Genomic DNA, 13879 nt, shown 5'->3' with positions numbered 1-13879 from the left:
ACCGGTGGCATCAGATCAGCAGGCACGCGCACAGGCGTCTGCGATCACGCCGGGAGGGCAGTCTCCCGAGACGGAGGCCGCCCCCACGGACCGGGTTCTCGCCCTGTTCGGCGGCCACCGGCTGTCCCCCGCGCAGCGGCGCATCGCCCAGTACCTGGTGGACCATCTCACCGAGGCCGCTTTCCTGTCGATCACGGAGCTCGCGGAGCGCGTGGGGGTGAGCCAGCCCTCGGTCACCCGCTTCGCGGCCTCGCTGGGATTCAGCGGTTTCCCCGCGCTGCGGGAGGCGCTGCAGCCCATCGCCCTCAGCGCGGTCGCCGGTTCGCCGGACACGCGGGAGGAAATCCGCCGCAATGAGCTTCAGGCGGCTGTGGACGCCGAGATCGAGAACCTGGAGAGCCTGGGCCGGCTCCTCGCCGACACCAACCAGGTGCTCGACGTCGGCCGCGAGCTGGCCCGGTCCGTTCCGCTGACGATTCTGGGCCTGCGGATCTCCGTGTCGCTGGCGGAGTACTTCGCCTACGCCGCACGGCGGATCCATCCCGATGTGCGCACGGTGACCCGCGGGGGCAGCGTTGCCTACGACGCGCTGCTGCAGTCTCACGAGGCGGGCGGGACCTGGGTGCTGGCGTTCGCCATGCCGAGGCATGCCAACGAGACGCTGGCGACGATGCGTACGGCCCGCCGTATCGGGCTGCGCGTCGCGCTGATCACCGATCTTGCCTTCGGGCCGCTGGTGGACGAGGCCGATGTGGCGCTGATCGCCGGAACGGGCTCACGCCTGGTCTTCGACTCGTACGCGGCACCGGGGGTTCTCTCCGCCGCCCTCCTCCAGGCGATGGCGGATGCGGACCCTCAGCGCACGCAGGTCCGGCTCGAGGGCTACGAGCAGGTCGCGGAGCAGCACAACTTCTTCCTCGAGGACTGATCCGGGCCCTTCCGCCCAAAGTGACGAAGGCTCGCAGACCAGGAGTTTTCATGTTTTTTGATGCATGAAATTTTTCATACCCTTGCGTACTCGACGGTATATATATTTACTTCTCCGGTGGCCCCGGGTCTCCCGGAGCCGCATGCCGGAACCACGGCCCTCACGGGCCTCAGAAGCCGGACATCGAAGGCCGACGACTCCTCATGTCGGCCCGCGGTGTTCCAACAGGGCGCTCCGTCTCCCCTCGGACGCCCGCCATCGGCGGCCCCGGTCAACCCCTGGGCCGGGGCCGCCGGAAATCCCCTCGATCACAGCCCACGCGTACGACATCCGCACGACATCCCAAAAGGACGACGATGTCCCAGATCTACACCCCGATCAACGCGGACTGGCCGTGCCAGGTCATGGCTCCCGGCAGCCAGGACTGGGAACGCACGGCGGCCCGATGGCTGCGAGACCTCCTTCCGGCCCGCTACGCCGGCTACTCGCCGCTCACCCGCCACCCGATCCTGCTCGCCCGCCATGCACACTTCCAGGTGCAGCACGAGATCCGGGCGGTCCGGACCGCGCTGCAGACCTGCCGGGCCGAACTGCCCACTCTCGGAGTGGCCGAGTCGATCATCGAGAGCACCATCAGGATGTACGCGATCGAGCTGGAGCAGCTCAACCGCCTGGCTCGCGGCGTCCGGCTCATCACCGAAGCCCTTCAGACGACCGGCGCGGTCCCGCGCAGACGCTCGCACGTCTGAGCGCTCCCCCGGGGTTGGGCCCACGGTTGGCGCAATGGCGGTGGCCGCCGTCCGCTGATGCGTCAGCCCTTCTTGGCCGGCTCGATGTTCTGGTTCGCGTGGAACAGGTTCTTCGGGTCGTAGGTCGCCTTGACCTCCGCGAGCTTGTCGAAGTGGTCGCGGTAGGTGGCCTTCACCCGCTCCTCGCCCTCGCCCGCGCCCATGAAGTTCACGTACGAGCCGCCCATCGAGTACGGATGCAGCTCTTCCCAGTAGTCGACGGCCCACTGCTTGATGGTCTCGGCGTTGTCCGGGTCGGGGTCGATGCCGCCGATCACGCCGGACCAGACGGCGTCCCGGTAGGCCCACGCGGTGTCGTCGCTGCCGACCCGGGCCGCGGCACCGTCGACCGGGTAGAGGTGCATGGTCGACAGGCCGGTGGGAAGGTTCTCGCCGTACTTGAGGTGGACGCCGATGGATTCGTCGGTGATCCGGTCGAAGAAGTCGCCGCGCCAGTACCACTGCAGCCCGGTGGGGATCAGCTCGTCGAACATGGTCTGCAGCGCGGGGTAGGGCATCGGCGTCGTGAAGTGGAAGGTCGGCGCTCCGGGCTCGTTCACGGCGATGAGCGCCTCGTCGAGTTGGGCCAGGTCCCCCGTCCAGCACCACACCACGCCGCACATCTTGTGTCCGTGGATCTCCTCAGGGAACGGCGGACCTGGCGGCACGGCCAGCAGCGCGAAGAAGCCGTTCAGGTCGTCGGGTGCCTGCGGCAGGAAGTCGCGGTACCACTGCAGCACTTCGCGTGTCTGGTCGACCGGCCAGACCGAGATCGCGACACCCACGGAGTGCACCGGATGCAGCTTGAAGTTGAACGAGGTGACGATGCCGAAGTTCCCGCCACCGCCGCGCAGTGCCCAGAACAGGTCCGGGTGCTCGCTCTCGCTCGCGGTGACGAAGCTGCCGTCCGCGAGTACGACGTCGGCGGAGAGCAGATTGTCCACCGTCAGGCCGTACTTACGTGTGAGGTGGCCGTGACCACCGCCGAGGGTGAGCCCGCCGACGCCGGTCGTCGACATGATGCCCGCGGGTGTGCCGAGACCGAAGGCGTGAGCGGCATGGTCGAGGTCGCCGAGCAGTGAGCCGCCGCCGACCGACGCGGTCCTGGCGGCCGGATCGACGCGAACCCAGCGCATCGCAGAGAGGTCCACGGTGACGCCGTCGTCCACGAGACAGAGGCCCGCGCCACTGTGTCCGCCGCCTCTGACGGCGAGTTCGAGACCGTGGTCGCGAATGAAGTCGACCGCGTTCATGACGTCGGCAGCGTCCGAGCAGCGCACGAATGCGGCCGGGCGCCGGTCGATCATGGCGTTGTAGATCTTGCGGGCCTGGTTGTAATCCGGGTCCTGTGTGCCGATCACCGGACCGCGCAGGGCGGTCCGCATCGCTTCCAAGGTTGTGCCGTCCATGGCCATCTCCCAGACGGGGTGCAGAGCGCAACCCGCCCGGCCTCCCGGCCGTTCCGGCCGCACCTTCCAACGCCTCGCCGCCGCGTTGTCCCCCGTCGGCGGAGTCTTGGCCCGAGCACTTCACGGGCCGCAGGCGCAATCGGGCGCCGCGGGGCTGATATGTCCAGCCTCCCGCCGGGCGGGAGGCAGCGCAATTCCTCCGCCTCGGCGGGCGCTGAAGATCGACGGTTCCCGGTGCCGCGGGGTGGCTGTTTGGCGCCGCGGTACGGGACCGGGGCGCCGACAAAATCGGTTGCCCCTCAGCGCGGCCGTCTGCTGGACTCACGATGACAGCTGATCGACCAAGGAGATGATTATGCGCGGAGCGTTCACGTCCATCCAGAAGGCAATTGACACCTATCTTGAGGACCTGACGCTCAGTGCGAACGTTGAACTTGGGAATTCTGGCGCATGTAGACGCCGGTAAGACAAGCCTGACCGAGCGGCTGCTCCACGCGGCCGGAGTCATCGACGAGATCGGCAGCGTCGACGACGGAAGTACCCAGACCGATTCACTGGCGCTGGAACGACAGCGCGGCATCACGATCAAGTCCGCGGTCGTGTCGTTCGTCGTCGACGACATCACGGTCAACCTGATCGACACGCCCGGCCACCCGGACTTCATCGCGGAGGTGGAGCGGGTCCTGAGCGTGCTAGACGGTGCCGTGCTGGTCATCTCCGCCGTGGAAGGCGTGCAGGCGCAGACGCGTGTGCTGATGCGGACGCTGCATCGGCTGCGTATCCCCACGCTCATCTTCGTGAACAAGATCGACCGAGGTGGCGCGCAGTACGAGCCCGTTCTGGGGGCCATTTCCGAGAAGCTGAGCCGGGAGATCGTCCCGATGGGTTCGACCGCCGGGCTCGGCACCCGTGGCGCCTTCGCCACTGCGTACACCGAAGCCGACGCAGGTTTTGCCTCCGCGCTGGTCGACCTGCTGTCCGGGCACGACGACGCGCTCCTGGCCGCGTATGTCGACGACGAGACCACGATCTCGTACGCGCAACTCCGCGACGAACTGGCGGCGCAGACCCGGCAGGCGCTCGTGCATCCCGTGTACTTCGGCTCGGCCGTCACCGGCGCGGGCGTGGATGCGCTGATCGCCGGTATCAGGGAGCTGTTGCCCGCGAGCGAGGGCGATACCGAAGGACCCGTCTCGGGCACCGTGTTCAAGATCGAGCGCGGCCCGGCCGGTGAGAAGGTCGCGTACGTCCGCATGCTGTCGGGGACCCTGCGAACACGAGACCGGCTGCGCATCCGCGGGGACGAGGAGGAGAAGGTCACCGCGATCAGCGTCTTCGACCGCGGTTCGGCGGTCCGGCACACATCGGTCGCCGCCGGGCGGATCGCAAAGCTCTGGGGCCTTGGGGGCATCCGGATCGGCGACGCGATCGGCGTCTCGCGAACGCCCGCGCCGGAGCAGCAGTATTTCGCCCCGCCGACGCTGGAGACGGTCGTCGTTCCCTGCCGCGCCGCCGACAAGGGGGCACTGCATCTCGCGCTCGCCCAGCTCGCCGAGCAGGACCCGCTGATCAATCTGCGCCAGGACGACATCCGGCAGGAAGTATCCGTCTCGCTCTACGGCGAGGTGCAGAAAGAGGTCATCCAGGCGACGCTGGCGAACGACTTCGGCGTCGACGTCACTTTCCGCGAGACGACGACGATCTGCCTGGAACGCCCTGTCGGCACGGGTGCATCCTTCGAGATCATCGCCAAGGAGCCCAATCCGTTTCTCGCCACTGTCGGCCTGCGCGTCGATCCCGCTCCGGTCGGCTCCGGCGTGGAATTCCGGCTGGAAGTCGAGCTGGGCTCGATGCCCTTCTCCTTCATCAAGGCGGTCGAAGAAACCGTGAAGGAGACGCTGCAGCAAGGGATTTACGGATGGCAGGTCACCGACTGCACCGTAACCATGACGCATTCCGGCTACTGGGCGCGGCAGAGTCATTCCCACGGCACCTTCGACAAGAGCATGTCGAGCACGGCCGGGGACTTCCGCAATCTGACGCCGCTGGTCCTGATGAGCGCGCTGCAACAGGCAGGCACCAGGGTGTTCGAGCCGATGCACCGCTTCCGGCTGGAGCTTCCGGCCGACGTGCTCGGGCCGATTCTGCCCGTACTGGCGCGGCTGGGTGCCATCCCGCAGACGCCGGTCGTGCGGGATTCGGCAGGCGTACTTGAGGGCGAGATTCCGGCGGATCGGATGCATGCGCTGGAGCAGCAACTGCCTGGACTCACACGCGGCGAGGGCGTACTGGAATACGCCTTCGAACGCTACCAGGCGGTCCGCGGCACGATCCCGAGCCGGCCGCGGACGGACCACGATCCGCTCAACCGCAAGGAATATCTGCTCCAGGTCGTGCGACGGGTCGGGGGTCGCCGGGAGGGGGTGTAGCCGGCCGGAATGCCCGGGTCAGGACAGCGGCTTGTCGAGCACCGCCTTGCGGTGGCTGAACGTCTCGATCGAGTAGCGGCCGTGATAGTTGCCCATGCCGCTCTCGCCGACGCCCCCGAACGGCAGGTCGGAGACAGTGAGATGGGCGAGCGGCAGGCCGAACCCGAGGCCACCGGACGAGGTCTCGGACGCCAGGCGCTGCCGCGTGGTCTCGGACTCGGTGAAGGCGTACAGGGCGAGGGGCTTGTCGCGGTCGTTGATGAAGTCGATGGCCCCGCCCAGGTCCGGCACCGTGACGATCGGGAGAACGGGGCCGAAGATCTCCTCCTGCATGACCGGCGCCTTCGGGTCGACATCGGCGAGCACGGTGGGCGCGATGTACTTCGTGCTGCGCTCGCCGGTGCCGCCGACGACGACGCGGCCGGAGTCGAGCAGCGCACTCAGCCGGTCGAAGTGCCGCTCGTTGACGATCCGCCCGTACTCGGGGGACGCCGCCGGCTCGGATCCGTACAACGCCTCGATGGCCTCGACGAGAGCGGGCTCGAGGGCACGGGCCGTCTGCGGGTCCGTGAGGACGTAGTCGGGCGCCACGCATGTCTGCCCCGCGTTGAGGAACTTGCCGCGCGCCAGCCGTGCGGCGACGGTGCGCAGATCGGCGTCCCGGTCGATGAACACCGGGGATTTTCCGCCCAGTTCAAGAGTGACCGGGGTGAGGTGCTGGGCGGCAGCGGTCATGACGATACGGCCCACGGCGCCGTTGCCGGTGTAGAAGATGTGGTCGAAACGCTCGGCCAGCAGGGCGGTGGTCTCCGGGATCCCGCCTTCGACGACGGCCACGGCGTCGGTGTCGAGGTACTGCGGCAACAGCCGCGTGAGCACGGCCGACGTGGCCGGTGCCATCTCGCTGGGCTTGGCGACCACCGCGTTGCCGGCGGCCAGCGCGCCGATCATGGGCGTGAGCAGCAGCTGCAACGGATAGTTCCAGGGGGCGATGACGAGCACCACGCCCAGGGCGTCGTACTGCGTCCAGGCCGTCGCCTCGCCGATGTGCGCCGGCACCGGAGCCGGTTCGGGGCGCAGCCACACGTCGAGGTGGTCCAGGGTGTGATCGATCTCGCGGACGGTGAAGTCGATCTCGGTGCGGAACGCCTCGGTGGAGCTCTTGCCCAGGTCGGCGTTGAGGCCGGCGGCGAGGTCGGCGCCGTTCTCGGTGAGCATCTCCCGCAGCCGGCGCAGCTGAGCCGTGCGCCAGTCGGCGGGCTTGGTACGACCGGAGCGGAAGGTGGCGCGCAGCCGGGCCACGATGTCGGCGGGCTGCTCAGGGGTGTCGTTGTTCACGGGGCCTCGCTGGTGGGGGGGGCGGGCGGTGGGCCCGCACGGGTGGTGTCGAGCCAGCAGCTCGATGTATAAGCCAACATTTCATGCTGCCAAATACATTCCCGGCCCGCAAGGGCGACGGCACCTGGCACAGGCACCGGGATCGGGGCCGGCTCAGTGGTGAAGGATCTTCGAAAGGAAGTCCCTCGCGCGGGCACTGCGCGGATTGGTGAAGAACTCCTCCGGCGTCGTCTCCTCGACGATCTTGCCGTCCGCCATGAAGACGACACGGTTGGCAGCGGAGCGGGCGAAGCCCATCTCGTGAGTGACGACGACCATCGTCATGCCGTCACGGGCGAGCTGCTGCATGACCTCGAGGACCTCGTTGATCATCTCGGGGTCGAGGGCCGAGGTGGGCTCGTCGAAGAGCATGACCTTGGGATCCATGGCCAGTGCGCGCGCGATCGCGACGCGCTGCTGCTGGCCGCCGGAGAGCTGCGCCGGGTACTTGTCCGCCTGGGAGGCGACCCCCACCCGGTCGAGCAGCGAACGCGCCCGCTCCTCGGCAGCCTTCTTGTCCGTCTTGCGGACCTTGATCTGGCCCAGCATCACGTTTTGCAGGACGGTCTTGTGCGCGAAGAGGTTGAAGGACTGGAAGACCATGCCCACATCGGCCCGCAGCCGGGCGAGTTCCCTGCCCTCGGCGGGCAGTGGCTTGCCGTCGACGGCGATCTCGCCGGAGTCGATGGTCTCCAGGCGGTTGACGGCGCGGCACAGCGTCGACTTCCCGCCCCCGGACGGCCCGATGACGACGACAACCTCGCCACGGTGGATGGTCAGATCGATGTCCTGGAGCACATGGAGCGCGCCGAAGTGCTTGTTGACCTTGCTCAGCGCGATAAGGGCGTCGCTCCTGGCCTGCGTGGCATGTCCATTGCTCACTGTCACTCCGCTCATCGGCTTCATACTCCGTCCGCCTCGGATCGGCCGCACGCGGGCACCCAAACTGTAGCAATTCCCCTTGTCAGGCCCGCGTGATCCGGGAGTTCGAGCCACGGTCACTGCGAGGTGATCTGGTACGCCTTCCGCAGTGTCTCGTGCACGGTCCAGGTCGTCCGGTCGCCCTCGCGCAGTACGCATGCGTCGCCCGGGCCGACATCGAAGGAGGGGCCGCCGTCGACGGCGATGGTGGCCCGGCCGCTGATGACGACGAAGAGCTCGTTGGCCTCGGTGTCGGTCACCACGCCGGGGGTGATCTGCCAGATTCCACGGATGTTCTTGCCGTCCTCCGACTCCCACAGCACCTTGCCCGACACCTCGGGAGTGCCCTGGAGAATCTGTGCCGGGTCGAGCGGGTCGGGCTCAAGATCGGCGTCGGGGATGTGTACGGCGAAACTGCTGAACGTCGTCATGATCGCGACGTTAGGTCATGCCGGGTGTCGCAGGGCAGGGACACATTGCCGCTCTCCCGGCGCGTCGGGATGACAGAACGTTCGGCCCTCGCGCACCGTACTCTCGTACTACAGAGAGTGAGACATGCCGAAGGGCTTCAGCCATGCCCGCGAAGACCAAGAAGAGATCGGCCGCCGCCGCACTCGCGATGCTGTTCGCGACGCTCACCCTTGCCACCTCGGGATGCCAGGGCGGCGACGGCGCCCCGCCGACGGACAACCGTGGACCGTCCTCCGGCAAATCCGTCCCGGGCTCCCACGTGCTCGCGGTGAAGATCGACAACGTCGGTCCCGCACGGCCGCAGACAGGGCTCGACAAGGCGGACATCGTCTACGCCGAGCAGGTCGAGGCGGGGCTCAGCCGGATACTCGCCCTCTACTCCTCTCAGGTGCCCCCCGTCGTCGGCCCGGTGCGCAGTGCCCGTGAATCCGACCTGGAACTGCTCCGGCAGTTCGACCGGCCGACCCTCGCCTTCTCCGGGGCACAGAGCAAGCTCCTGCCGGTCATCGCGGCAGCCCCGGTGTACGCGCTTCCGCCGGGAAAGGAACCGGACGCGTACTTCCGCAGCCAGGACCGGGCCGCGCCGCACAATCTCTTTCTACGGCCCGAGCGCACCCGGCGCGACATCCCCGGCGTGAACGCCGCGACCTACGCCGGCTTCACCTTCGGCCCCGCGCCCGCAGGAGGGAAGCCGACTGCCACGTACAGCGTCCGGTATCCGGCCGCACGCTTCAGCTTCACGTGGTCGGCAGAGAGGCGGCAGTGGCTGGTGGGCATGGACGGCGCCCCGTCCCGCACACCGGCAGGACAGCAGCTGGGTGCGGCCACCGTCGTCGTGCAGTACGTCACCGTGCGCCCGTCGCAGTTCCACGACCGCGGGGGAAACACCACTCCGTACACCGAGACCGTCGGCTCGGGCACGGCGCTCGTCCTGCGCAACAGCAAGGCGTACAAGGCCGAATGGAAGCGCGGCACCGCCGCGTCCGGGACAGCATTCACGACACCTGACGGCACGTCGATGCCCTTCGCCCCCGGACAGATCTGGATCGTGTACGCGGCTCACTGATCCGGGGTCTCGACCGGGCCAGGAGGGACGACGGCCTTCCGTGGCCGGACCGTGATGCTCAAGTTCCCCTCAGATGTGATGACGGTTCGATGACCGTGTCCCTACTGTCCTCCCATCTTGCCCCGAACTGTCGAGCCTGCTGGTTCTGTTGACATTGAGGATGTTTCACCATGAAGTCGTGCAAGTCCGCCGCAGTCATGGCGATCACTGTGCTTTCGGTCGCCCTCACCGCAACCGCCTGCAGCGGCACGTCCGACGACGGCTCCAGTGACGGGCCCACCGCCATCTCGAACGGAAACCACCCGAGGCTGCCCACGTACGCGGTCGCCAAGGACGTCACGATCGACTCTCCGACCCTGAAGAGGGCCCAGAAGGCCGGCAAGCTCGTCATCGGCGCCAAGAACGACCAGCCCTTCCTCGGCTTCGAGGAGTCGGACGGCAAGCGCTCCGGATTCGACATCGAGATCGCCAAGATGATCGCCGCCGATCTCGGGTTCTCGCCCGACAAGATCGAGTTCAAGACGGTCGACACCCGCGACCGCGAGGCCGCCATCTCCAAGGGCGAGGTCGACCTGTACGTCGGCACGTACACGATCAACGACGAGCGCAAGAAGAAGGTGGGATTCGCCGGCCCGTACTTCGTGGCGGGCGCCGACCTCCTGGTCCGCGAGAACGACAAGACGATCGGCGGGCCGTACTCCCTGGAGGGCAAGACGGTCTGCTCGGTCAAGGGCTCGACGGCGCTGCGGGAGATCAAGAAGCCCGACTACAACACGAGGACCGTCGAGACGTCCAAGTACTTCGAGTGCGTCCAGCAGTTGCTCGACAAGAAGGTCGATGCCGTCACGACGGACGACGCCATCCTCATGGGCTACGCCGCCCAGCGCCCCGACAAGCTGAGGGTCGTCGGCAACCCGTTCACCGAGGAGCCCTACGGCGTCGGCATGAACAAGGACGACGAGGCGCTGCGTGACGCGGTGACGGACGCACTCGAGGCGCACGACGAGAACGGCGATCACAAGAGGGCGTACGCGGCGACGCTCGGCCTTTCCGGCTCCAAGTACAGCGGCGCGCCGGTGGTCGAGCGCTACTGACACCGTCGCCACCGTCACCCCGACGGCTCGGGGGAGACGCATGGTGTCCTGTGACCTGTGGTCTCCTCTTCGGCACCGAGACCTTCCTGCGCGGTAGCGCCGTGCATCCCGCTGGCCCAGGCTGGAGGAAAGTGAGTCGTCCCGGCCCCCGCGGCAGACCGGAAGGCGAGTCCGACATGAACCTCCTGGTTCTCGGCGCGACCGGCCCCACCGGCCGCCGGCTGGTCGGTCGGGCCCTTGACGAGGGCCACCACGTCACCGCGCTCGTCCGCAGCCCGGAAAAGCTTCCCCGGCCAGGCGACCGGCTGACTGTGCTCGTCGGTGATGTCATCGACGAGCAGGAGATCGCGAGTGCCGCCGTCAGCCAGGACGCCGTGCTGAGCACTATGGGGTCGGGCAAGAGCCTGACGTCCGACATCGTCGGCCGGACCGTTGACGCGCTCATCCCCGCCATGCACGAGGCGGGAGTCGATCGCCTGATCTTCCTCTCGGCCTTCGGCGTCAACGAGACGTACTCCCAGGCTTCGTGGCAGCAGCGGTTCCTCTACCGCACGATGCTGAGGAAGATCTATCCGGACAAGGGACAGGCGGACCGCAAGCTCCTTGCCAGCGGCCTCGACGTGACCCTCGTCTATCCGGTGACGCTGACCAACAAGCCTTTCACCGGCACCTACCGTGTCGGTGACCATGTCGACATCAAGGGCCTGCCCAGCATCAGCCGCGCCGACGTCGCCCACTTCATGCTCACGCAGCTCACCGACGCGACCTGGTCCCGCCGCACCGCCATCCTCACGAACCAGAGCTCGCACCGCGGCTGACCACAGCGACGCCGAGCGCCAAGGCCGCGAACACCAGACAGGTACGCCTTCACCCAGCTCAGGGCCAGACCGGGCGGCCTCACCCGAGGCGGGTGAGCGCCGGCCGACACGGCCGGCCGGGGGCTCAGGCCGTCCCGTCGGGGCCCTGCGGCCCAGCGATGCCGGACCTGCGGAGTGCGGCTCGCCATGCGAAGGCGAGCGCCACCTCGGCCAGGCCGATCAGGACGAGCCACAGACCGAGCAGCCGGGTCAGCGCCCGGGCGGACTCGGTCGGCAGGGCCAGTACCACGATCCCCGCGACGATGCCGATCACCGCGGCGCCGATGACGAAGCCGCGGTGGGGCAGGTCCTTGGCGGCGATGGCCGTGTAGAGGGTGAGGATGCCGGACACCAGCCAGACGATCCCGACGATCAGCGAGAGCGCGGCGATGGTCTGCAACGGGTTCCTCAGGCACAGCACGCCTGCCAGGACGTACAGCACCGCGAGGAGCAGCCCGGGGAGCCGTTCGCCGTGGTCGTCCCGGCCGAAGGTCGCAACGAACCGGAATGCCCCGATCACGAGCAGGTACAGGCCGATGAGGACCGCCAGGACGTGCAGGGTCTCCTCCGGCCAGACCAGTACCAGAATGCCCGGCACGAGCGTGGCAACCGCAGAACCCAGGATCCACTTCCATGAACGCCCGAGTTCCGCCAACACTTCCGCAGGGTCGCCCACCGGGCCGGGGGCCGCCCCCTCGGGCATCTGTTCCGGTCCGGTACGCGGTGCCGGATCACGCGACACGGTCATGGCTCCTCCTCACGCGATCGAGCGGAGCGCTCCCGGACCGCCGACGGGGCGGTGTACGGGGACCTCTCTGGGCCAGCGTCCCGCCCGCCGTCGGCCACCGGGTCACCCCCGGCGGTAGCCCGTGCGCACCCAGCCATGGCGCTCACAACACTGTTCGTCAGGTCATGGGCAGCGCTCTCCCCTTCAGCATCCCAGTGTTCCTGCGCAGGTGCGCGCCGCGTCGGTCCCCCGATTCGGGCCGGAACGCTGGCATGGGGGCTCGGCTCATGCCCCGCCCAGGAACTATGTTGTCCCACCACATGTGCCTGTGACCAGCGGGTTTCTACCGTGTGCCGAAATCGAATCGTCTCCGTCCCCCCGCTCGGAAGTGGTGACCATGGCCGCCTCGGCATCCGCCCCACCAGCCCCTGCCCCCAGCTCCCTCAAGCGCATCGTCGCCGCGAGCCTCATCGGGACCACCATCGAGTGGTACGACTTCTTCCTCTACGGATCGGCCGCCGCGCTGGTCTTCAACAAGGTGTTCTTCCCCGGCTCCGACCCGCTCGTCGGAACCCTGCTCTCCTTCCTCACCTACGCCGTCGGGTTCGCCGCCCGTCCCCTCGGCGCGCTGGTCTTCGGGCACTACGGCGACCGGCTCGGCCGTAAGAAGCTGCTGGTGCTGAGTCTGCTGCTGATGGGTGGGGCGACCTTCGCGATCGGGCTGCTGCCGACGCATGCCACCGTCGGATCCGCCGCGCCCGTGCTGCTCACCGCGTTGCGGCTGGTGCAGGGGTTCGCACTCGGCGGTGAGTGGGGCGGGGCCGTGCTGCTCGTGTCGGAGCACGGGGACGCCAAGCGGCGCGGGTTCTGGGCGTCGTGGCCGCAGACCGGGGCTCCCGCCGGGCAGTTGCTCGCCACCGGGGTGCTGTCCGCGCTCACCGCCCTGCTGTCGGACGCCGCCTTCACCTCATGGGGCTGGCGCATACCCTTCCTCCTCTCCGGTGTACTCGTGATCGTCGGTTTGTGGATTCGTCTCTCTGTCGATGAATCACCGGTCTTCAAGGCCGCTCTGGCGCAGGCCGAGGCGCGCAAGGCAACGGCCGGGCAGGCCGAGAAGATGCCGCTCGTCGCCGTGCTCCGGCACCACTGGCGCGATGTCCTGGTGGCGATGGGCGCACGCATGGCGGAGAACATCAGTTACTACGTCATCACCGCCTTCATCCTTGTGTACGCGACGACCGCGGTGGAGATGAGCAAGCAGACCGCGCTCAATGCCGTCCTCATCGCCTCGGCCGTGCACTTCGCCGTGATCCCGGCGTGGGGCGCGCTCTCGGACCGGATCGGGCGCAGGCCCGTGTATCTCATCGGCGCGATCGGCGTCGGTGCCTGGATGTTCCCGTTCTTCTCGCTCATCGACACCGGCAGCTTCGGCAATCTTCTGCTCGCCATCACCGTCGGACTCGTGCTGCACGGAGCGATGTACGCACCGCAAGCCGCCTTCTTCGCCGAGATGTTCGCGACGCGCATGCGGTACTCCGGAGCTTCCATCGGCGCGCAGTTCTCCTCGGTCGCGGCCGGAGCCCCGGCGCCGCTGATCGCCACCGCGCTGCTCGCCGACTACGACTCGTCGACGCCGATCGCCCTGTATGTCATCGCCGCGGCACTGATCACCGTGGTGGCCATCGGATGTGCGCGTGAGACCCGGCAGCGGGATCTGAACGCCGTCGACGCGGAGCCGGTGGACGAGGCGCCCGCCGCCCGCTCGGCGGATGTGCGCACCGCCTGACGCCGCGGAGACGTACAACTCCCGCC

12 protein-coding genes are annotated in these 13879 nt (G+C 68.1%); 7 read left to right on the top strand and 5 right to left on the bottom strand.

The features are described 5' to 3' along the window. Nucleotides 1–4 precede the first annotated feature (4 nt). Entirely contained in the window at nucleotides 5–928 is a 924-nt protein-coding gene (locus tag ABZS64_RS10395) for a MurR/RpiR family transcriptional regulator (RefSeq protein WP_355825977.1), read from the top strand. 356 nt (nucleotides 929–1284) lie between these two features. Next, nucleotides 1285–1677 carry a hypothetical protein gene (locus ABZS64_RS10390; RefSeq protein WP_355825974.1) on the top strand — a complete coding sequence of 131 codons (393 nt, stop codon included), beginning with the start codon at nucleotides 1285–1287 and terminating at the stop codon, nucleotides 1675–1677. A gap of 62 nt (nucleotides 1678–1739) precedes the next feature. Here ABZS64_RS10390 and ABZS64_RS10385 read toward each other — a convergent pair whose 3' ends face one another. Beyond that, entirely contained in the window at nucleotides 1740–3125 is a 1386-nt protein-coding gene (locus ABZS64_RS10385) for an FAD-binding oxidoreductase (protein ID WP_355825971.1), read from the bottom strand. 419 nt (nucleotides 3126–3544) lie between these two features. On the opposite strand from ABZS64_RS10385, the gene ABZS64_RS10380 reads away from it, so the two are divergent. Then, the gene (locus ABZS64_RS10380) at nucleotides 3545–5554 is read left to right on the top strand and encodes a translation factor GTPase family protein (RefSeq protein ID WP_355825970.1); all 2010 of its coding nucleotides are present in this window, start codon (nucleotides 3545–3547) and stop codon (nucleotides 5552–5554) included. An 18-nt stretch (nucleotides 5555–5572) separates the two neighbouring features. Here ABZS64_RS10380 and ABZS64_RS10375 read toward each other — a convergent pair whose 3' ends face one another. From ABZS64_RS10375 to ABZS64_RS10365, 3 genes are all read right to left on the bottom strand, one after another. Next, a complete protein-coding gene (locus ABZS64_RS10375; protein WP_355825968.1) occupies nucleotides 5573–6892 on the bottom strand; it encodes an aldehyde dehydrogenase family protein in 1320 nt (439 codons plus the stop codon). 153 nt (nucleotides 6893–7045) lie between these two features. Next, the gene (locus ABZS64_RS10370; protein ID WP_355825965.1) at nucleotides 7046–7828 is read right to left on the bottom strand and encodes an amino acid ABC transporter ATP-binding protein; all 783 of its coding nucleotides are present in this window, start codon (nucleotides 7826–7828) and stop codon (nucleotides 7046–7048) included. Between the two features lie 101 nt (nucleotides 7829–7929). Continuing rightward, a complete protein-coding gene (locus tag ABZS64_RS10365) occupies nucleotides 7930–8283 on the bottom strand; it encodes a cupin domain-containing protein (RefSeq protein ID WP_355825962.1) in 354 nt (117 codons plus the stop codon). Between the two features lie 143 nt (nucleotides 8284–8426). On the opposite strand from ABZS64_RS10365, the gene ABZS64_RS10360 reads away from it, so the two are divergent. From ABZS64_RS10360 to ABZS64_RS10350, 3 genes are all read left to right on the top strand, one after another. Further along, nucleotides 8427–9389, top strand: a complete 963-nt coding sequence (locus ABZS64_RS10360) for a DUF3048 domain-containing protein (RefSeq protein ID WP_355825959.1) — start codon at nucleotides 8427–8429, stop codon at nucleotides 9387–9389. A gap of 170 nt (nucleotides 9390–9559) precedes the next feature. Continuing rightward, nucleotides 9560–10483 (top strand): glutamate ABC transporter substrate-binding protein, encoded by a 924-nt coding sequence (locus tag ABZS64_RS10355; protein WP_355825956.1) that lies wholly within the window; start codon nucleotides 9560–9562, stop codon nucleotides 10481–10483. A gap of 176 nt (nucleotides 10484–10659) precedes the next feature. After that, on the top strand, nucleotides 10660–11301 hold the full coding sequence (locus tag ABZS64_RS10350) for an NAD(P)-binding oxidoreductase (protein WP_355825953.1): 642 nt from the start codon (nucleotides 10660–10662) through the stop codon (nucleotides 11299–11301). 124 nt (nucleotides 11302–11425) lie between these two features. On the opposite strand, the gene ABZS64_RS10345 is transcribed toward ABZS64_RS10350, so the two are convergent. Then, entirely contained in the window at nucleotides 11426–12088 is a 663-nt protein-coding gene (locus ABZS64_RS10345) for an HdeD family acid-resistance protein (protein ID WP_355825950.1), read from the bottom strand. Between the two features lie 376 nt (nucleotides 12089–12464). Between ABZS64_RS10345 and ABZS64_RS10340 the strand changes: the two genes are divergently transcribed. Beyond that, nucleotides 12465–13853, top strand: a complete 1389-nt coding sequence (locus ABZS64_RS10340) for an MFS transporter (protein ID WP_355825947.1) — start codon at nucleotides 12465–12467, stop codon at nucleotides 13851–13853. Nucleotides 13854–13879 lie beyond the last annotated feature (26 nt).

Origin of the sequence: Streptomyces sp. NPDC005408, assembly GCF_040606445.1 — a bacterium.
Taxonomy (GTDB): Bacteria; Actinomycetota; Actinomycetes; order Streptomycetales; family Streptomycetaceae; genus Streptomyces.
This window is presented reverse-complemented; position numbering and strand designations above follow the sequence as displayed.